Raw genomic sequence first — 19,116 nt, forward strand, 5'->3', positions numbered from 1 at the left:
ATACATTTAACCGTACCCATGAATCTAGCCGAACTGGTTCACGACCCCATTAAGGCCGCCAAAGCGGTCAAATTAGTCTACGTCAACGATTCGACACCCGGTATTTACCGCCACCGGTCGGGTGATCAGTTTGTTTACAAAGACCCGAAAGGTCACCGCATCGACGACGACGACACCCTGTGCCGCATCAAGAAAATGGCCTTGCCGCCAGCCTGGGAAAACGTCTGGATCTGCGCCAAACCCAACGGACACCTGCAGGCCACCGGCATCGACACCAAAGGCCGGAAGCAATACCGCTACCATACAAATTGGAACGCCATCCGCAGCGAAACCAAGTTTTTCCGGATGATTGCCTTCGGGCAACAGCTCCCCGACCTCCGCGCCCGCATCGAACAGGATTTGAAAAACCGGGAACTGACCAAAGAAAAAGTGATTGCCATTGCCCTCAGTGTGATGGAACAGACGCTGATCCGGATCGGCAATGCATCGTACGAGAAAGAATACGGGCACTACGGTTTGACGACTTTGAAAGACAAACACGTCAACGTGGCGACCTCCGAAGTCCAGTTTCGGTTCAAGGGCAAAAAAGGGATTTACCACGACATAACCGTTCGCGACCGGCGGCTGGCCCGACTCGTGAAAGCTTGCCGCGATATTCCCGGGAAAGAGCTGTTTCAGTATTACGATGAAACCGGCGAACACCGCAGCATCGACTCCGGCATGGTGAACGGTTATTTGCAGGAAGTGACGGGGGAAGAATTCTCAGCCAAGGATTTCCGTACCTGGGCCGGCACCGTCAACGCGTTGCGCTTGCTGGCCGAACTGGAACCGTGTTCGACGGAAAAGGAAGCGAAAAAAAACATCAATACGATTCTGGAACAGGTGGCGCATCGGCTGGGCAACACCCGCACCGTCAGCCGAAAGTATTACGTGCATCCGCAGATTCTGGAAGCCTATGAATGCCGGGATTTAAACCCGTATCTGAAGCGCAAAAACCAATTCCGCCAGACGTCACCTTATGGGCTGGATCCGATTGAGAAATTATTGCTGACGTTTTTGAAGGATAAAGTGAAGGAATAGCGATCGATAGCGGCCAGCTACCTGTCAGGTTTTGAAAACCTGACAGGTAGCTGGCCGCTATCGATCGCTATTCCCCTCCGCCCGCACCCACCGCCGATGATCGCACCGCTGGCAGGTTGAAATTGGCGACTGGCCGTATTCCACCACCTGGCCGCATTGGCAACAGGCGTAATGCCCGGCTTCGGAAAGGGTATCAACAGACTCCTTTAATTTATGCGGAAGAATCGGCAACCCCGGTTTTACATCGTCGTCTTTGAACTGAAAAATACTGACTTCGCCGTTGTGTTCCAGAATCGCCGTTCGGACCTGCCCCAGGTGTTCGACGCCCGCCAGCCGGAGTTCGGCAAATAATTCATCCAGACCCAGGTCTTCATCATCGAAGTTCTGCACCAGAATACAGCCGTTTTCGATGACGTAAACCGGTTTTCCTTCCAGAAATTCGCGGACGGGTGTGCTCTTGTCACTCAGACGGGTGAAGAATTTGTAACTGCCCATCATCACCACAAACACCACCGCAGCCGCCAGCAGCGGCACATCGTGGTAAAACATGGGATCGCCGGCGGCCGATCCCAGCCCGATGACCAGCACCAGTTCGAAAACCGAGAGTTGTTTCACCTCCCGCTTCCCCGATACTTTGAGGGCCGTCAGCAAGATCAAAAACATGACGAACGTCCGCAAAGCCACCTCACCGAGGTAACTCAAAGGGAAATCGTGCAGCAACATCCGTTGCCAGTCAAAAGCCTGAATCGGCTCTTCGTTGCTCATCTATGGCGGTTTCAAATTAGTCAGGAGGCCTTGTCTTTCCGGATTTTCAAATGCCGGTTAGCCGCCCATTCTTCGGCTTTGGAAGTCGCAATCGGAATCGCCCGTTCCTCCTCCATTCCTTCTTTCAACAGCGCATTGGCAATCGAAATCGCCTTGTTTCGCACCGGCGCCATAAAATTCTTCAACGACACCGGATAATCCTGCTTCGTCCAGGGCATGGTAGTAAAAGGATTGGATGGTTAGAGGGTTAAATTGCTAAACCGCAAGCGGATTCTATTTAACCATTTTAACCATTCAACCATGCTATCCCTTATTTTGTTTGTTGCAGAATCTGGCTGCTGAGCCGCAAGAGTTCGATTTCGGCAAGTTTGGTATTGTATTCAGCGTTGATCAGGCGGGTTTCGGCGGCAACGGCGTTGCGCTGCACATCCCGAAATTCGACCGCCGTCGAGTTTCCTACCCGGTAGCGTTCAAAGGCAATCTCGACGTTTTCGTTGGCGATTTTGAAGCTTTCCAGTTCCAGATTGACCAGAATCAGGCTGTTGCGGTATTGAGAGTACGTCTGTTCCAGTGCCTGCTGCAGTTGCAAACGCTGGTCGGACTCCTGGTACTCGGTGATGAGCGCATTCGTCTGAGCATTGGCAACCAGCCGACGCTGATTAAATCCGGTAAAAATCGGAATGCTGGCCTGAATCCCATACTGAAGGGCATCGTTGCGGGCGCTCCGAACCCCGAAACCACCCTGGTTATCGATGGCCGTAAAATTATATCCCCCCACCAGATTGACGACCGGCAACCGCTGCGACCGCGCCAGCCGCACGTTCAGGTCGGCCACCCGCCGGTTCAGGGATGCGGCAATCAACAGCGGGTTGTTGTTGGTCAACGACTCCCGAAGCTGATCGAGCGAAATATCCGTCCGCACGATGATGGTATCCCGAATGGCAAATTCTGTGGCGGGGTCCCGAACGATGAGCGTATTCAACAATACCTTGGCATTCCGCACATTCTGCTGCTGCGTTACCAATGCGGAGCTATCGGCGTTGTAATCGACCTGAGCACTCAGGAAATCGACCCGCGAGCGCGTGCCAACTTCGTAATTGGCGCGGGCCAGTTCAAGGCGGTCTCGGGAAATATCCAGTGCCTGCCGGAGTGAAACCAGTTGCTGCAATTGCCGGATCACATCGTAATACCCCGTAGCGACATCGGCCACCGTGGCTTCAATGTTGGCGCGGGTGTTGACTTCGCTGATCTTCACGACTTCGCCCAGGCGGTCGTAAGTAATAAAATTGCCGAACCCGTTAAAAACCGTCCAGTTTACTCCAACCCCAATCTGGGTGTTCCGGTTGGTGACTCCGTAGAGATTTTGCGGGGGCCGCAACCCGTCGAGAAATTCCTGGCGTAAATTTTGTAAGTTACTGTTGTTGGTTAGGTTACCCGTTACATTGGGAAAAAAACTGGCTTTGGCCGTCTTGAAATCGGTGCGGGCGATCTGTTCCTGCGACCGAAAGATGCGAACCTGGTAACTCTTTTCAAGAGCCGCCGAAATCGCTTCCTGCAAGGTAAGGGTTTCACCTTCCTGCGAAATGACAGACGTGCGCCGGGTGCGCGGAGCAAGCGGTTGAACGGGTTGAGACCAGGAAGTAAAGAATGAAAAGAAAAGGAGCAAGCTTAGAAAGAAGCGCATTCTGGTATTATTTTTAAGTATCTGACCTTCAAAATTAAAAGATATTCTGTCATTCTTTGTATACCGGAATTAGATTTGGGGGTATTTCTTCTCAACCGAACATTTCCGAAAGAATCTTCCAGCAAAAGCGTAAATTTCCGGCATGAACCATCGCTCCCTGCTCTTCGGTCTGTTCGTTGCTCTTTTAACGGCTTGTTCGTCCAGGAAAAAAGCCGATTTAATCGTTCATCATGCGGTTATTTACACCGCCGATTCCCTCTTCACCAACGCGCAGGCTTTTGCCGTCAAAGACGGAAAATTCGTGGCCGTCGGCTCTTCGGAAAACATCCTGAGCGACTACCAGGCGGATAGCGTCGTCGATCTGAACGGGCAGCCGGTGTATCCCGGTTTCTATGACCCTCACGCCCATTTCCTGGGGTTGGGGCAGATGCTGGATCAGGCCGATTTGGTGGGTACGAACTCCTTCGACGAGGTGGTCCACCGGCTTAAAACCTTTTTCGAAAAACACCCCGACAACCTCTGGGTCATTGGCCGGGGCTGGGATCAGAACGACTGGCCCGACAAGCAGTTCCCGACTAAAGAGAAACTGGATGCGGCCTTTCCCACGATCCCGGTTTGCATTATCCGCATCGATGGCCATGCCGTTTTGCTCAACTCCAAAGCGCTTCAGCTGGCCGGTATTGCCAAAGGATCAAAAGTACCCGGTGGGGAAGTCGTGCTCGCGAATAACGAACCGACGGGGGTGCTGATCGACAACGCGATGGGACTCGTTCGGCGCGTCATCCCACAGCCCGATGCCAAAGACAAGGAGCGCATGTTGCTGGCCGCTCAGAACGTGTGCCTGTCGCTGGGCTTAACAACCGTTTCCGACGCTGGCCTGAACCGAACCGATATCGAACTGGTGGAGCAGTTACAGAAAGAGAACAAGCTAAAAATCCGTGATTATGTGATGATTAGCCTCGGCGAACCGAACCTGGACTACTACCTCAAACGGGGGCCGTTCCAGACCGACCGGCTGACGGTTCGTTCTTTTAAACTCTATGCCGACGGGGCGCTGGGGTCGCGGGGCGCCTGCCTGCGAAAACCGTATTACGACCGCCCCGAAACCGCCGGTTTTCTTCTGCTGAATCCCGCCGAACTGGAACGGGTTTTGACCTTGCTGGAAGCGAGTAACTTTCAAGCCAATACGCACTGCATCGGCGACTCGGCCAATCACCTGATTCTGGATCTGTACGGCAAACTGCTCAAAAGCCCGAACCCGCGCCGGTGGCGGATCGAACACGCGCAGGTGGTTTCGCCGGACGATTTCTGGAAATTCAACCGGTATTCGGTCATTCCGTCGGTGCAACCCACCCACGCAACCTCCGACATGTACTGGGCCGCCGACCGTCTGGGGCCGATCCGGGTGAAGGGCGCCTATGCCTTCAAAGACTTGATGAAACAAAACGGTATCATTGCCTTTGGGAGTGACTTTCCGGTCGAAGCCCCCAACCCGCTCTACGGTTTTCATGCCGCCGTGGCCCGGGTCGATGCCAAAGGGTTTCCGGCCGGGGGCTACCGGATGGAGAATGCCGTAGACCGTGCATCGGCCCTGAATGCGATGACGCGTTGGGCTGCTTACGCCAATTTTGAAGACCACCTGCGCGGCAGCATCGAACCCGGCAAGCAAGCCGATTTTGTGGTGCTGCAACAGGACATTATGAAGATTCCGGCTCCGCAACTTCGAGGGGTGAAGGTACTGCAAACCTGGATCGGTGGTGAACGACTGTTTTGATCTGTACGAGTTGACTATTGAACACTGAATAACGACTATTGAATACCGAAATGCCTCTTCTTATTTACCGTTCAGTATTCGCTGTTCAACTTCGTTATTCTTACCAATGCTATTCCTATGCAACCTTCTGCTCACATTCACGAGCCCGCTGCCAACCCGTTGCGCCGGACGGTTTACCGGGTGCTGGAAACGTCTACCGGAAAAAAACGGGGTTTGAGTCTGGTATTCAACCTGACCCTGATCATCGTCATTACGCTCAATGCCGTTGCCATCATTCTGAATACCGTGCCATCGCTCAAGCTCCGCTACGATCACATATTCGTTGATTTTGAGATCTTTTCGGTTCTGTTTTTTACAGTTGAATACGTCGTTCGAATCTGGATCTGTGTCGAGAATGAGAAGTACCGGCACCCGGTTTTCGGACGAATCCGCTATATGCTGTCTACCACGGCCATTGTCCACCTGCTGGCGATTCTGCCGTTTTACGTAACGCTTTTTCACACCGATCTGGCCCTGATCCGGATTTTGCGGATTTTCCGGATTTTCCGGCTGTTCCGCATCACGCGCTACTCCAAGGCATTTCAGGTTATCCAGAACGTGGTGGAAGACAAAAAGGAAGAACTGGTGCTGAGCGTATCGTTTCTGATGTTCATGCTCGTTATCATTTCGAGTGTCATGTACTACCTCGAACACCCCACCCAGCCCGATCAGTTTTCGAGCATTCCAGCCACCTTGTGGTGGGGAATCAACGCAATGGCCACCGTCGGCTATGGGGATATTCACCCCATGACACCCCTGGGGAAAGTGCTGGCGGGAGTTACGGCGGTTATGGGAATTGGCCTCTTCGCTCTCCCTACCGGTATTCTGGCCTCCGGTTTTGCCGAACACGTCCGCTCCCAAAAAACCGGTCAGAAGCGGCACTGCCCGCACTGTGGGAAGGAATTGTAGAAAAATAAAAGGCTATTTCCCTTTATACTTCGCAATCGCTTCCTGAATGCGTTGGATGCGGTTATCGGGATCGGGGTGGCTGCTCATGAATTCGGAAGGGCGGTTGGGGCCACCGGCGGCTTTCAGAACTTCCATCACGTCGATCATTGCTTCGGGATTATACCCGCTCTCCACCATCCACCGAACGCCGAGCTGGTCGGATTCGATTTCGTCGTCACGGCCGTATTTCAGACCGATCAGGTTGGCGACGTAAGCCGCAATGGCCGAATTCCGGCCCGGCGAGTTGGGGTCTTCGGTGGCAATGGCGGCAGCCCCGGCCAGTCCCTGGGTGAGTTGTTGCTTGGCAATTTGCTCGGCCGAATGGCGTCCTACCACGTGCGTGATTTCGTGACCCAGTACCCCTGCCAGTTGATCTTCATTTTTCAGTTTGTCCAGCAAAGCCGCTGTGATAAAAATCTGCCCGCCCGGCACGGCAAAAGCATTAACCGTCTGGTTATCGGCCAAAACGTGAAAATCAAATTGATAGGGGCTGTTTTTCACATCGGTGGAATTGACGATTTTCTGTCCAACGCGTTTCACCGACTGCTGGACCTTCTCGTCCGGGTAGAGTCCGCCAAATTGCTGGGCCATCTGGGGCGCACTTTCCAACCCCAACTGAACTTCCTGTTCGGGCGTGAGGCTGATGTGCTGCTTCTCCCCCGTCACCGGATTTTCCTGCGTGTTACTGAAGTAGGTGAAAACGGCAATGAGGGCCGCAATCAAACCAAAAATTAATCGACCGGCTCGCGAGCGCATGATGTGAGGGAGTGAAAGGTTTTTACTTTAGTCGTATACTAAACCAAAAAGTATCAAAAAGTTCTCAGGCAATTTTCAGGACTTTCCTAAAAAGCCGCCCCAAAGCCCAAATGATCGGTTTTCCGCGGGCCATTTCTTCAGTTATTCAACCAGATTCTCCTCAATTTCCGCTGCATGGGCATTTCAAAATAGCGGTGAGACAGCCCACTCAAGGCGATCAATATGGCAAAGAAAAGCAGGAGCACCATCGGCGATTCAAAAACCGCCTGGCTGTATCCCCAGGCATTCGCCAGCAACACAAACGCCAACTGAAGGGGAAAATGCCAGAGGTAGGACGAATAACTAATATCGCCCACAAAAGCCAGTTGCTTTCCGAGTGCCCCTCTGCGGGTTTCCAAACTCACGAGTGCCAAAATGGTCAGGGGAAATAAAAAACCGCCAATAAAAATCGAAACTCCTCTTTCAAACAAAAAAGCATACCGGGGATGGATCGAAAGCTGGTCCAATAAACTAACAAACTGTTGTGAAAAATAATGGGTACAAACTTCTAAAACCGTAGCAATCCAGGATATTAATGTAACACCAAGAAGAACAATACCCCGCCAGCCCGTAACAAAGGCATTAAAGTTTAATCGAAATATTTTATAAGTTAATCCACCAGCGAAAAATGAAAATAACCCTTGGGCCAGTGGGTACCCTTTGTAATAAAACACCAGATAACTACCCATTGTCAGAATGAATAAAGCCGGTAGTTTATCTTTTTTAATCCAGCAAATAAGGAAGAAAGCAACATACAACAGAATCTCTATGGACACGGACCACACGGGTCCATTATACGAAAAGCCTTCCTGAAACCCCCAATTTGAAGCAAAAAACAGGTGCAGAACGAAGTGATAAGCGTCATTATGAGCGTACACGAAATAGCTGTTAAAATTTAAACGGTAGACCCATTGCAGAACAAAAACCGTAAGAAGCGTAACAAAATGAAGTGGATACAACCGCGATAACCGCAGAAGAAAAAACGGAAAGAATGCGATTTGACGGTCATTTATCTTTTTAGCATACAACCAGAAAAATATGAACCCTGAAAGCGTAAAAAACAGCTCAACTGCTTTTTGGCCTTCTTCATAAAAGAAGTAGAGTGTCGTATAATAAGGTTGATTGGAAGCAACAAAACCGGCATGACTCGTACCGGTATAAAAACAATGCCGCCAGTGGAACAAGACGACTGCGAGTGCAGCGAATCCCCTTAAAATATCCAATGAATAAAAACGAGTGGGAATCGAATAGCGTTCAACTTTCATCCGCAGTTTCCACCGGTTTACGCTGGGTCAACGACGGGCCAAACCGCCACCAATCCGGTGCTTTCGATCGCACTATGTAACCGATATAGTTAATTTGGAAACTAAAATACCAAAACCGTGGGCGGCTTCTGGCTGAAAGAAGGAATACTTATCGACTGGCCACCTCTAGTTTGAAACGTCAACCCGCCAATCCGGGCCACTGCTGACGTTGTATTTACCGGCGAAATTTCCCATATTGATCGCCACTGAAAAATTGAGCAGACTATTGAAATAGGCCACCTTATCCCCTTCTTTCGACTCGCCGAAGGTGTTTACCAGCACCACCCGGTCGTCGAATACCTTTTCGTCTTTGTTAAAAATCCGAATCCGTACGCTTCCACCGGTTTTAACGCCCAGTTGTTCGAAAAGCGATTTGGGAATGTTGGTCCAGACGTTGCCATACTGCACATCCAGCACCGGAACCGTTCCTTTCAGAACGCCCTTTTCAAAAGCCGGTTTCTGATACGGTATTTTCCGAACCTCGGCGGGCAGCTTTTTGCCGACCTGTGCCAACGAAATGACCTGAGCCGCCAGCCGGGCTCCCGTATAGGCATACACGTCGCGACCGTGAAAGGTATAAGACTCCGTCGAATTGCGCAGGCGGTTGACGGCTTCGTCAATTTCGCGCACTTCCTGAATGCCCAGCTTTTCGGCAATGAGCGTGAGCGTTCCGTTGTCGGGCGTTACAAAATAATGCCCCGACTCGGTGAGCAGCACCACCGATTTCCGTTCTGTTCCCACGCCGGGGTCGCAGACCGAAACGAAAACCGTGCCTTTGGGGTAATAGGGCGCCGTTTGCAGCAATCGGTAGGCCGCTTCCCAGATGTTGTAGGCTGGAATATCGTGGGTCAGATCAAAAATCTTCAATGTGGGCGACACGCCCACCGCCACACCTTTCATCGCCGAAACCGCCCCGTCTTTCAACCCAAAATCAGACTGAAAAACCAGCACGCCGTTCTGGGCAAAAAGCGCAGACGCCATCAGCCAGCCGTGGATCAACAACAAGGCGGTTTTTCGGTTCATGGTTTTTTGGTTTTCAGTTTACGGTTTTTGGTTTACGGTGGCTGACGCCTGCTTAAAAACGCGTCAGCCACCGTAAACCAAAAACCGTAAACGATTATTTCCCTGCTCCCTTCAACTGCTGAACCAGCCAGGTGGTCATCAGTTCCGTTTGTTCGGGATAGGTCCAATGGCCGGTGTCTTCGTATAATTTCAACTGTTTTGGAGCCGAAATTACGTTGTAAGAGGCATACATGGAAGTCGGCGGGCAGGTTTCATCGTTGAATCCCCAGGAATAATAACCGGGTACTCTAATCAGGCGGGCAAAATTGACGACGTCATAATACCCAACGGTTTTGATTTTGGCGGGCGTATTATTGAACGCCAGCGATTTGCCGTAGAACAGGTGCGGCCATCCGCCAGCCCGGCCTTTCAGATAGCCCGTCATGTCCGATAAAGCCGGATAATAGGCTCCCAGCCACTTCACGCGGCTGTCCAGACCGGCGGTGGTGATGGACAATGCGCCCCCCTGACTACCGCCCGTTACGGCCAGATTGCTACCGTCGTACTGCGGCAAACTCACCAGAAAGTCGTTGGCCCGCACGCAGCCCAGATACACCCGTTTGTAGTAATACCGGTCGCGGTCGTCGAGGTTAAAATTTTGATAGCCACCCAGTCCCCCGGCACTCAGATTGAGATAAACCGCCGGGTCCAGGTTTACCGGAATGCCATGAATCCCGATTTCCAGCGTAATAATGCCCTTTTCTGCATCGGCGATATTGCCGTTATACGGACGAATCCCCGCCCCCGGAACCCGCAGCAAGGCCGGATATTTTCCTTCCTGCTTCGGTACACACAAAATGCCATACAACCGGGAGTTGGCGTAGTTCTGAATGTTGACCTGATACACGTTCACTTTTTCGGTGCAGCGTTCGGGCAGCAGCGTCATGCGGGCATCGAGCGGAATCCGGCTGAGTTCGGCTTTGGCACTGTCCCAGAACATCTTGAAATCCGTGGGATTTTCGACGGTCGGTACTACCTGCAGCGGGTTGAAACCGGCCGTGGCCAGGTTGCGGTAGGTCTTGCCATTGATTTCGGCGGTGGCGACGCAACGCAGAAAACCGGGAGTTTTCATCGTGCCGCCCTCGACGGTCGTCGTGCCGTTGGCCAGCGTCACGGTTTCCTGTTTCGTGGGCTCCATTTTTTCCGGCCCGATTTCATACCGGATTTTGGCTCCTTTGACGGGATTGCCGTATTGTAAAACAGAAATGGTAAATTTAACGGACTCACCGGGGCGGTATAACCAATCGGTATGATCGGGGGCCACGACAATTTTGATGGGACGTTCGGCGGGTTGGGCTAGGGCACAAACCGTTACAAGCAGGTACAGATGGACCAGCAGGAAGCATTTTTTCATAAGGCTCAGGTGTTGAAATTTTATTCAGCAGTTTTTGTTGGTAAGCAAAAAAGGGCGGTTCTCTACCTGTCCAGGCAAATTTTATTCATCCTCTAACCATTGCATTCATGAAAGACATCACAACCCGCTACACCAATGGCGAAATAACCGTCGTCTGGAAACCGGCCCTCTGTACGCACTCCCGACGCTGTTTTACGGGCTTACCGGACGTTTTCGATCCAAGGAAAAGACCGTGGGTGACCATTGCCGGAGCGGCAACGGAACGCATTGTGGAACAAATCCATCAGTGTCCGTCCGGGGCATTGTCGTATTTCCGCAACGATGCGGTAACAGCAGAGTAATGCGGATACCCCCTGAAAAAGCTTCTGCGGGCTGTCTTGTTTGCTAGCCCGGGGTTTATGAAACCGTTAAAACGGTTTTTGTATATCGTTTTTTTTACAATAGCCCACGATTGAAATCGTGGGCTACAAGATGATTCATTCCCAGGGCTTGGTTGATTTGATAATCCCGGAGGGAAGACCGATTGAAGGAACGGGCATGGCTTGAAACCTACAATTTCCCCGTCGAACCATCCGGTTTGACGTAGATGAAATCACCGTTGATCGGCGCACCGAAATAATTGATTTTCAGCGCATCCAATCGTTTTTTATGAACGTCCAGCCGCTGCTTGAAGCTGTCGATATTCCTGCGTTCTTTGGGCGTCCAGCCAATTTCGGCCATCGCAATTCCGCGGGGAAACAGCATGTATTCGAGGTGTTCCGGGGTTTTGATGTATTCCGTCCAGAGGTTGGCCTGCACGCCAATGATGTGCTTCTGCTGCTCGGCCGACAAACTGTCGGGCATGGGTTCGTAGGAATACGTTTTTTCCAGGGGCAGCAACCCGCCAATCGACACCGGTTGTGACACCGTTTTGGGGTCGGCCTGGTAATAATCCAGGTAGAAAAACGTGGTGGGCGTCATGATCGCGTCGTGCCCCTGCCGGGCGGCCGCAATACCGCCATCGACACCCCGCCAGCTCATCACCGTCGCATTGGGTGACAAACCGCCTTCCAGAATTTCGTCCCAGCCTATCATTTTGCGGCCTTTCGACGTAATGAATTTATCGATGCGTCCGATGAAGTAGCTTTGCAGTTCGTGTTCATCTTTCAGCCCCAGCTTTTTGATCAGATCCTGACAAAACCGGCTTTCGATCCACTGTTTTTTCGGACATTCATCCCCGCCAATGTGGATATACGGACTCGGAAACAAGGCGATTACCTCGGTCAAAACATCCTCCAGAAACTGAAAGGTTTCCTCTCGTGGGAACAGCACATCGTCGTGGACACCCCAACGGCCCGTTACCGGCACAATTTTGTCGGGATTGCTCCCCAATTGCGGATAAGCCGCCAGCACCGCCATCGAGTGACCCGGCATTTCGATCTCCGGGATTACCGTAATAAACCGTTCCTGCGCGTAGTTGATCACCTCCCGGATTTCGTCCTGCGTGTAAAAACCGCCGTAGGGTGTTTTGTCGAATTTGTTGTTCCGGTAATGCCCCAGCATGGTTTCTTTCCGGACCGAGCCGATTTCGGTCAGTTTGGGGTATTTTTTGATTTCAATCCGCCATCCCTGGTCTTCGGTCAGGTGCCAGTGGAACGTATTGAGCTTGTGAAGAGCCATTTCATCAATGAATTTCTTCACCGCCGGAACCGGGTAAAAATGACGACCCACGTCCAGCATCACGCCCCGATAGCCGAACCGCGGCTGGTCTTCGATGCGACAGCATGGCACCGACCAAGCGACGCCCGAAGCCACCGTGGTGCCAAACACCTCGGCGGGCATCAGTTGCAGCAGCGACTGCATTCCGTAGAAAAAACCGTTGGGTTGCTGAGCGGTCAGTGTAATGCGTTTGGGCGATACGGTCAGGAAATACCCTTCGCTGCCCAGTTTGGGGTTCTGTTCGGTAACAAAAACGATAGTCCCGCCCTGGCCGGTTTTGATCTTCGGCGTCCGACCAGTGGTTTTGGCAAGCTGAGCGGCCAACGTCCCGGCCACCCGGCGCACCTCCGCGTTGCCCGTGCCGATGCTGATGACGACTTCGTTCGGGAGTTTGAAATTCCCTTTCTGCTCATCGAGCCGAGCAGGTTGAGGAACCAGCGCATACTGGCTCGTCTGCGCTTCGGAAACCTGAATTGTCAGACAAAATATTACTACACAGAAAAACAGTTTTTTCATTCAATACGCGGATTTATCAAGGAATTTCTTCGTGCTCCAGTAAACTTTGCACAACGTAGGCCTGCGTGCCGTAGAGTTTCGCCATTTCACCCAATCGGGACACCGTGATTACTAACTTGTTGCGAAAATCCGCCAGACAATACTTGTCGATGGCCTGTTCGATGGGGCGGGTAATGAGTCGTTCAGCTTTGGCTACAACCCCGTTGACAATGATGAGTTCGGGGTTGAATAAATGGACAGCAATGGAAAGTCCTTTACCCAGTTCACCACCCACTTCGTTGAGCAGGTCGATGGCCAGTTCGTCGCCCGCTTTGGCTTTGTCGATCACCAGTTCGACGTCGATGTCTTCAAAGTTTTCTTCGGCCAATTTCGAAACGCGTCCTTCCCGCAAACCGGCTTTCACCCGGCGCACCAGCGAGGACGCCGAGGTCAGGGTATCCAGGCAACCTACTTTGCCGCACGAGCACAGTTCGCCATCGGCCTGAAGTTGGATATGCCCTAATTCGCCCGCAAAACCGGCCAAACCCTGTAAAATTTCGCCGTTATTGATGACACCCAGACCCACACCCCAGTCGATGTTGATCGATAAAACGTGGTTTTTTCCTTTCGCGAGTCCAAACCGGTGTTCGCCCAGGATGGTCGCCTTGGTATCGTTGATGAGGTACACCGGCGAATCGAAACAATGGGCCAGCAATTGCTGCAACGACTGTTCCGGTCGGTTCAGTTTTTTGTAGGTGTAATTGATCCCGGTTCGGGGGTCGACCAGGCCGGGCAGGGCGCAACCAACGCCGATGATGTTCAGGTTATGTTCCCGAATCCGGTGCGAGATTTCCTCCAGCGGCCCTTTCAGCGATTCCAGAAAAGCCACGGAATCCTCTAAACGCAGGTTGACATCCAGGCGGTCGAGAACGCGGTTGGTCAGATCGAACACCACCAATTTGACGTCGTGGACACTGATATCGACTACTACAATCGCCTGATTTCCAGGCCGTAATCCAAACAGAGCCGGTTTTCGACCGTATTGAGCCGCACCGGTACCGATTTCCTGAACCCAGTGTTCAGTTGCCAGTTCGTCGATTAGCATCGTGACCGAAGGAACGCTGGCGTGTAACGCCTTGGCCAACTGAGCCAGCGTTCGGGACCCCAGCCGGTACATTTCTTTCAGGATACCGCGCTTTAACCGACTCTTTTTCTTATCAACAATGGATACCGTATAGTTTGCCTCCATAAATACAATACGCTATTAAAAACTCTACGAGATGAAAAGCGATGAAATATAAGAATGATATTTTTAAAATAATTTATTAATAGAACGATTTTATTAAATTATTTACAAAACAGCAATAATTTGCTTTAAACAATCCTAGAATTCCATCAAATCAGGCTCGATTTATACAAAAGCGAAAGCAAACGCAGAATTTACTTATAGGTTAGTGCATCAGGCCTAAACTACTTTCCAGCCGTCTTGAGTACCGTTTTTCGTTCATCCATCCAGGTTCGAATAATCTGGGTGAGCGGTTTGGTTTCGATCAGAAAACCGTCATGACCATACAGAGAGTCGATTTCTTCGTAGCGGGCATCCGGAATATGGCGGGCCAGAATTTTTTGTTCGATGGGTGGAAAGAGAATGTCGGATTTGATGCCGACGGCCAGGGTTCGCGAAACGACCTGTTCGAGTGCCAGGCTGATACTGCCCCGGTTTCGGCCGACGTTGTGCGAATCCATGATTTTCGACAGAATCCAGTAGGTGTACGCATTGAAGCGATTGGCTAATTTTTCCCCCTGGTATTGCTGGTAGGTTGAGGCTTTGTAGTGGTCGAGCTGCTCGTTGTTGTCGAGTGCCTGCGTAAAACCGTAGGTGTCATAATTGCGATACGACAACATGGCCACGGCCCGGGCGGCTTTCAGGCCCGTTCGGCCGGCGTCGTCGTGGCTTTCGCGCCAGGTGGGGTCGGTGCTGATGGCCATCCGCTGTGCTTCGTTGAAGGCAATGCCCCAGGGCGACATCACGGCGTTGGAAGCAATCAGGATCAGGTTTTGAATCACTTCGGGCTGTTGGATGGCCCATTCCAGCGCCTGCTGCCCGCCGAGTGATCCACCGATGCAGGTCTGAATCCGTTCAATCTCCAGCTCCTGCCGGAGCAGGTCCAGCGCTTTGACAATGTCGTGGATCGTAATCAGCGGAAAATCGTGGTAAAACGGTTTCCCGGTTTGCGGATTGACCGACAGCGGCCCGGTGGAGCCGTAGCAGGAGCCCAGCACATTGGCACACACGATGAACTGATGCGCCGGATCGTAGAATTTACCCGGCCCGATCATGCCCTCCCACCACTCGCCGGGATCGGCACTCCCCGTGAGGGCATGGCAAATCCAGACGACATTTGAACGGTCACTGTTTAGCGTTCCACGCGTCGTATACGCCAGCCGGAAGCCCGGCAGAGCCGCACCCGACTCTAAAGCGAAGGTGTATTTGTAGTCAAAAAACCGGGTTTCCAATCGAAAAAGAATTATCAGTTTTCAGTTTACGGTTTACGGTTTTCAGTTTACGCCGGGCCGTCGCTACGGTGGCTGACGCATGAAGCTAACGCGCCAGCCACCGTAGCGACGGCCCGGCGTAAACTGAAAACCGTAAACTGAAAACCATGAACCATAAACTAAAAGATTAAGCCCCAATGGCGGCAAACGCCCGTTCAAGGTCGGCCTTGATGTCGTCGAGGTGTTCGGTACCCACCGACAACCGCAACTGACCCGGTTCAACCCCGGCACTGGTTTGTTCGGCCTCATTCAACTGCTGGTGCGTGGTGGCCGCCGGGTGAATAATCAGCGTTTTGGAATCGCCGACATTGGCCAGGTGACTGATCATCGTCAGGCTGTCGATAAACTTATCGGCCAGTTCTTTCCCTGCTTTCAGTTTGAACGTCAACACGCCCCCAAAACCGCGTTTGAGGTATTTTTTGGCCAGCTCATGGTAAGGACTGCTTTCCAGACCCGGATAGAAAACCCGTTCTACCTGCTCGTGTTGCTCCAGCCACTGCGCCAGGGCGAGGGCGTTCTGCACCGTACGATCGACGCGCAACGACAGCGTTTCGATGCCCTGCAAAAACAGAAACGAATTGAACGGACTCAGCGAAGGTCCCCAGTCACGGAGTCCTTCGACCCGGGCGCGAATGATGAACTGGATGTTGCCGAATGGCCCGCCAATGCCGAATACATCGTTGAACACCAGCCCGTGGTAGCCTTCAGACGGTTCGGTAAACTGCGGAAATTTGCCGTTGCCCCAGTTGTAATTCCCGCTGTCGACAATGACGCCCCCAATGCTCGTTCCGTGTCCGCCAATCCATTTCGTCGCCGATTCAACCACGACAGCCGCGCCGTGTTCGATGGGCCGGAACAAATAACCGCCCGCGCCGAAGGTGTTGTCGACAATCAGCGGCAAATCGTATTTCCGGGCCAAAGCCGCGAAGGCTTCAAAATCCGGAATGTTGAACTGGGGGTTTCCAATGGTTTCCAGGTAAATGGCCTTCGTTTTGTCGTCGATCAGCTTTTCGAAGCTTTCCACTTTGTCGCCATCGGCAAAACGGGCATCGATCCCGAGTCGTTTGAACGAAACCTTAAACTGGTTGTAGGTGCCGCCGTAGAGGTAGGAAGTCGTCACAAAATTATCTCCCACACTCAGAATGTTGTTCAGCGCAATGAACTGCGACGCCTGACCCGACGCCACGGCCAGAGCCGCCACCCCGCCTTCCAGAGCCGCCATGCGCTTCTCGAAAACGTCGGTCGTGGGGTTCATGATCCGGGTATAAATGTTCCCGAACTGCTGCAGGGCAAACAGTTGGGCGCCGTGTTCGGCATTATCGAAAACGTAGGAAGACGTTTGATAAATGGGAACCGCCCGGGATTTGGTGGTGGGATCGGGCTCCTGTCCTGCGTGCAGTTGCAGGGTTTCAAAATGCAATGGTGCTGCCATACGTGCTGATTGTTATAGAGTTGAGGATTGGTAAAGCAAGAGTAAGGTTCTGAATCGACGCGCCGGCCAGGACGCTGGAACGTCCAAACACCGGGTGCCGGAGTAGTGGAGTTGTTGAGTGGCGGAGACGCATCTACGACCCATTCAGTCAACCCGCAGCCGATAGCCTCTCCCGGTTGTCGGTATCGTTGGAATGTGTGAAGTTAGTAGCCCGCCGGGGGCATACAGCATCGGATGTTGGTCATGTGTCTGTTCGATTTATATCTCCTATCGGATGGCCGAAGCGATCCGTAGGCGGGATGTAGCACCTTGCCGCGCGGCAGGTTGCCAGAGGTTCACCGAGCCCGGTCTCTTGCCTCTTCTTTATAAATCAAGCGCAGCAGGAAGTCTGCTGCAAAGATTCGGTGTTGTTCGAATCGTGTGGAAACTTGATTTGAGCCGCAAGTATAGCGAACGAAGCCCGATGCTGCAAATTTTTTGGCAGGAAACCGGTCGAACAGGACTTCGAAGCGGTGGGTATTCTCAATAAAAAACCTCTCATTTCGCAGTCTGGCGACCACAAAATGAGAGGTTTTACGATTCTGGCGTTGCCCGAAAATTCCGGAACGTCGCCGGGGGCTATTCACCTGTTCACTACGTCGTCAGCTTCCAGCCATCACGGTATTGCCGTGAAACAAACTGGTTGGCATCGTCGAAGTTGGTAATTTTCATGTTCTTGCCATCCCACATCAGGCGTTGGCGACCGGGGTAGTTGAAGCCCTTGCCGTCGGCTTTCGGTGTCCGGAGCATGTAGCTGCGAATGGCCAGGTTACCCATCAGAACGGATTCGGTCAGCGGTCCGGAGAAATCGAACGAAGACGTCAACGCTTTGTGTTCCTTGCTGTTAAAACCGGCCTTGCAGGCTTCGGTCCACAGGATCTGGTGACCGTTTTCGGGCCAAGGTTTTCCGTCTACCGGTTTGGGCTTCGGAGCGGCTTCCATTTTCTGTCCGTCTTTGGTATACAGTTTCGGGTCATCGCCGTACATGCCGCAGGCAATCAGACCTTTGTCGCCCACCATGAACATCCCGTTTTCGCCCCCTTCCGGATAGGCTTCACCGGCGGGCAAAAAGTCGGGGCGGAACGGACGAATACCGCCATCGGCCCAGATCAGTTTCACATCGGATTTATTTTTAGCCGACGCCGGGAATTTCAGCTCTACGTGCGACGCTGGCGGACAGCCTTCGGGGTTGTATTCCGGCGTCCAGTCTTTCAGAAATACCGAGCTGATGCTGGTTTCCACTTCGGTAGGGTAGCCCAGTCCCAGAACGCGGAACGGAATATCCATGATGTGGCAACCGATGTCGCCGAGTGCGCCCGCACCGAAGTTCCACCAGCCGCGCCATTTGAACGGGTGGTAAGCCGGTGTGTAGCCCACTTTCTGGGCCGGTCCCAGCCACAGATCCCAGTCCAGATCGACCGGCGTATTTTCGGCTGCCTGCGGTACCGGAATGCCCTGCGGCCACACGGGGCGGTTGGTCCAGATCTGAATCGTGTGTACTTTTCCGATTAGACCTTTGTCAAACCAGTCTACCATCTGCTTTTGCTGCGGGTTCGACGACCCCTGGTTTCCCATCTGCGTCACCACCTTGTATTTACGGGCGGCTTCGGTCAGCATCCGGGCTTCGTAAATGTTGTGCGTCAACGGTTTTTGTACGTAAACGTGCTTGCCCCGCTGCATGGCGGCCATCGCCACAACGGCGTGTGTATGGTCGGCGGTCGAAACCGTAACGGCATCAATGTTCTTTCCTTCTTTCTCGAGCATTTCACGGAAGTCCTTGTAACGCTTGGCGTTGGCGTGCTTCGTAAAATTTTCTTTCACACGGGGAAGCCCCCAGTCCACATCACACAGGGCCACGACGTTGTTGGCTCCGTTGTTGAACGAGTTGTTGATGTCACTGGACCCTTTCCCACCAAAGCCGACAGCGGCCAGGTTAAGTTTATCGCTGGGCGCGATGAAGCCCGGCCCACCCAGAACGTGGCGCGGCACGATAAAGAAACTACCAGCAGCTAATGCCCCGGCCTGAATGAACTTGCGACGCGATGTCTGCGACGGTTTTTCAGAAGATTGCATAAATCAGATAAGGACTAT

Annotated in this window: 16 protein-coding genes and 1 riboswitch; of the genes, 4 read left to right on the plus strand and 12 right to left on the minus strand. The window is 52.5% G+C overall.

The features are described from left to right. Window positions 1-18: 18 nt before the first annotated feature. Window positions 19-1,080, plus strand: a complete 1,062-nt coding sequence (locus tag F0P93_RS10120) for a DNA topoisomerase IB (protein WP_150876234.1) — start codon at window positions 19-21, stop codon at window positions 1,078-1,080. Window positions 1,081-1,137: 57 nt separating this feature from the next. Here F0P93_RS10120 and F0P93_RS10125 read toward each other — a convergent pair whose 3' ends face one another. The 3 genes from F0P93_RS10125 to F0P93_RS10135 form a co-directional block, all read right to left on the minus strand. Further along, on the minus strand, window positions 1,138-1,845 hold the full coding sequence (locus tag F0P93_RS10125; RefSeq protein WP_150876235.1) for a DUF421 domain-containing protein: 708 nt from the start codon (window positions 1,843-1,845) through the stop codon (window positions 1,138-1,140). Between the two features lie 20 nt (window positions 1,846-1,865). Continuing rightward, window positions 1,866-2,063, minus strand: a complete 198-nt coding sequence (locus F0P93_RS10130; protein ID WP_138989812.1) for a DUF2188 domain-containing protein — start codon at window positions 2,061-2,063, stop codon at window positions 1,866-1,868. A gap of 92 nt (window positions 2,064-2,155) precedes the next feature. Next, window positions 2,156-3,529, minus strand: a complete 1,374-nt coding sequence (locus F0P93_RS10135; protein ID WP_150876236.1) for a TolC family protein — start codon at window positions 3,527-3,529, stop codon at window positions 2,156-2,158. 142 nt (window positions 3,530-3,671) lie between these two features. Here F0P93_RS10135 and F0P93_RS10140 point away from each other — a divergent pair, with 142 nt between their 5' ends. Together F0P93_RS10140 and F0P93_RS10145 are read left to right on the plus strand one after the other, a co-directional pair. Further along, window positions 3,672-5,303, plus strand: coding sequence for an amidohydrolase (locus F0P93_RS10140; protein WP_150876237.1), 1,632 nt, complete (start codon window positions 3,672-3,674; stop codon window positions 5,301-5,303). 117 nt (window positions 5,304-5,420) lie between these two features. Continuing rightward, on the plus strand, window positions 5,421-6,251 hold the full coding sequence (locus tag F0P93_RS10145) for an ion transporter (protein ID WP_150876238.1): 831 nt from the start codon (window positions 5,421-5,423) through the stop codon (window positions 6,249-6,251). Window positions 6,252-6,263: 12 nt separating this feature from the next. Here F0P93_RS10145 and F0P93_RS10150 read toward each other — a convergent pair whose 3' ends face one another. From F0P93_RS10150 to F0P93_RS10165, 4 genes are all read right to left on the minus strand, one after another. Then, complete coding sequence (locus tag F0P93_RS10150; protein WP_150876239.1) at window positions 6,264-7,046, minus strand: M48 family metallopeptidase; 783 nt, start codon at window positions 7,044-7,046, stop codon at window positions 6,264-6,266. A 137-nt stretch (window positions 7,047-7,183) separates the two neighbouring features. Continuing rightward, on the minus strand, window positions 7,184-8,350 hold the full coding sequence (locus tag F0P93_RS10155; protein ID WP_150876240.1) for an acyltransferase family protein: 1,167 nt from the start codon (window positions 8,348-8,350) through the stop codon (window positions 7,184-7,186). Between the two features lie 165 nt (window positions 8,351-8,515). Then, window positions 8,516-9,412 carry an SAM hydrolase/SAM-dependent halogenase family protein gene (locus tag F0P93_RS10160; RefSeq protein WP_150876241.1) on the minus strand — a complete coding sequence of 299 codons (897 nt, stop codon included), beginning with the start codon at window positions 9,410-9,412 and terminating at the stop codon, window positions 8,516-8,518. Window positions 9,413-9,506: 94 nt separating this feature from the next. Continuing rightward, a complete protein-coding gene (locus F0P93_RS10165; RefSeq protein WP_150876242.1) occupies window positions 9,507-10,805 on the minus strand; it encodes an acetylxylan esterase in 1,299 nt (432 codons plus the stop codon). Window positions 10,806-10,912: 107 nt separating this feature from the next. Here F0P93_RS10165 and F0P93_RS10170 point away from each other — a divergent pair, with 107 nt between their 5' ends. Beyond that, a complete protein-coding gene (locus tag F0P93_RS10170) occupies window positions 10,913-11,146 on the plus strand; it encodes a (4Fe-4S)-binding protein (protein WP_150876243.1) in 234 nt (77 codons plus the stop codon). Window positions 11,147-11,354: 208 nt separating this feature from the next. On the opposite strand, the gene F0P93_RS10175 is transcribed toward F0P93_RS10170, so the two are convergent. The 5 genes from F0P93_RS10175 to F0P93_RS10195 all read right to left on the minus strand — a co-directional run bounded on the left by F0P93_RS10175 (window position 11,355) and on the right by F0P93_RS10195 (window position 19,098). Next, on the minus strand, window positions 11,355-13,019 hold the full coding sequence (locus F0P93_RS10175) for a beta-N-acetylhexosaminidase (RefSeq protein WP_150876244.1): 1,665 nt from the start codon (window positions 13,017-13,019) through the stop codon (window positions 11,355-11,357). A 16-nt stretch (window positions 13,020-13,035) separates the two neighbouring features. Further along, complete coding sequence (locus tag F0P93_RS10180) at window positions 13,036-14,247, minus strand: ROK family protein (protein ID WP_150876245.1); 1,212 nt, start codon at window positions 14,245-14,247, stop codon at window positions 13,036-13,038. 221 nt (window positions 14,248-14,468) lie between these two features. Further along, window positions 14,469-15,515 carry a homoserine O-acetyltransferase family protein gene (locus F0P93_RS10185; RefSeq protein WP_150876246.1) on the minus strand — a complete coding sequence of 349 codons (1,047 nt, stop codon included), beginning with the start codon at window positions 15,513-15,515 and terminating at the stop codon, window positions 14,469-14,471. 166 nt (window positions 15,516-15,681) lie between these two features. Further along, entirely contained in the window at window positions 15,682-16,986 is a 1,305-nt protein-coding gene (locus tag F0P93_RS10190; RefSeq protein WP_150876247.1) for an O-acetylhomoserine aminocarboxypropyltransferase/cysteine synthase family protein, read from the minus strand. A gap of 255 nt (window positions 16,987-17,241) precedes the next feature. Next, window positions 17,242-17,358, minus strand: a riboswitch (SAM riboswitch). A gap of 261 nt (window positions 17,359-17,619) precedes the next feature. Beyond that, window positions 17,620-19,098, minus strand: coding sequence for a Gfo/Idh/MocA family protein (locus F0P93_RS10195; protein ID WP_138989824.1), 1,479 nt, complete (start codon window positions 19,096-19,098; stop codon window positions 17,620-17,622). Window positions 19,099-19,116: the final 18 nt, after the last annotated feature.

Source organism: Larkinella humicola (genome assembly GCF_008727875.1).
Taxonomy (GTDB): domain Bacteria; phylum Bacteroidota; class Bacteroidia; order Cytophagales; family Spirosomataceae; genus Larkinella; species Larkinella humicola.

Bases quoted from the DNA above. Each gene is read 5' to 3' on its own strand.
- F0P93_RS10170 (WP_150876243.1), top strand. From the start codon at position 10,913: ATGAAAGACATCACAACCCGCTACACCAATGGCGAAATAACCGTCGTC.
- F0P93_RS10160 (WP_150876241.1), bottom strand. From the start codon at position 9,412: ATGAACCGAAAAACCGCCTTGTTGTTGATCCACGGCTGGCTGATGGCG.
- F0P93_RS10145 (WP_150876238.1), top strand. From the start codon at position 5,421: ATGCAACCTTCTGCTCACATTCACGAGCCCGCTGCCAACCCGTTGCGC.
- F0P93_RS10150 (WP_150876239.1), bottom strand. From the start codon at position 7,046: ATGCGCTCGCGAGCCGGTCGATTAATTTTTGGTTTGATTGCGGCCCTC.
- F0P93_RS10165 (WP_150876242.1), bottom strand. From the start codon at position 10,805: ATGAAAAAATGCTTCCTGCTGGTCCATCTGTACCTGCTTGTAACGGTT.
- F0P93_RS10120 (WP_150876234.1), top strand. From the start codon at position 19: ATGAATCTAGCCGAACTGGTTCACGACCCCATTAAGGCCGCCAAAGCG.
- F0P93_RS10155 (WP_150876240.1), bottom strand. From the start codon at position 8,350: ATGAAAGTTGAACGCTATTCGATTCCCACTCGTTTTTATTCATTGGAT.
- F0P93_RS10135 (WP_150876236.1), bottom strand. From the start codon at position 3,529: ATGCGCTTCTTTCTAAGCTTGCTCCTTTTCTTTTCATTCTTTACTTCC.
- F0P93_RS10175 (WP_150876244.1), bottom strand. From the start codon at position 13,019: ATGAAAAAACTGTTTTTCTGTGTAGTAATATTTTGTCTGACAATTCAG.
- F0P93_RS10140 (WP_150876237.1), top strand. From the start codon at position 3,672: ATGAACCATCGCTCCCTGCTCTTCGGTCTGTTCGTTGCTCTTTTAACG.
- F0P93_RS10190 (WP_150876247.1), bottom strand. From the start codon at position 16,986: ATGGCAGCACCATTGCATTTTGAAACCCTGCAACTGCACGCAGGACAG.
- F0P93_RS10180 (WP_150876245.1), bottom strand. From the start codon at position 14,247: ATGGAGGCAAACTATACGGTATCCATTGTTGATAAGAAAAAGAGTCGG.
- F0P93_RS10195 (WP_138989824.1), bottom strand. From the start codon at position 19,098: ATGCAATCTTCTGAAAAACCGTCGCAGACATCGCGTCGCAAGTTCATT.
- F0P93_RS10125 (WP_150876235.1), bottom strand. From the start codon at position 1,845: ATGAGCAACGAAGAGCCGATTCAGGCTTTTGACTGGCAACGGATGTTG.
- F0P93_RS10130 (WP_138989812.1), bottom strand. From the start codon at position 2,063: ATGCCCTGGACGAAGCAGGATTATCCGGTGTCGTTGAAGAATTTTATG.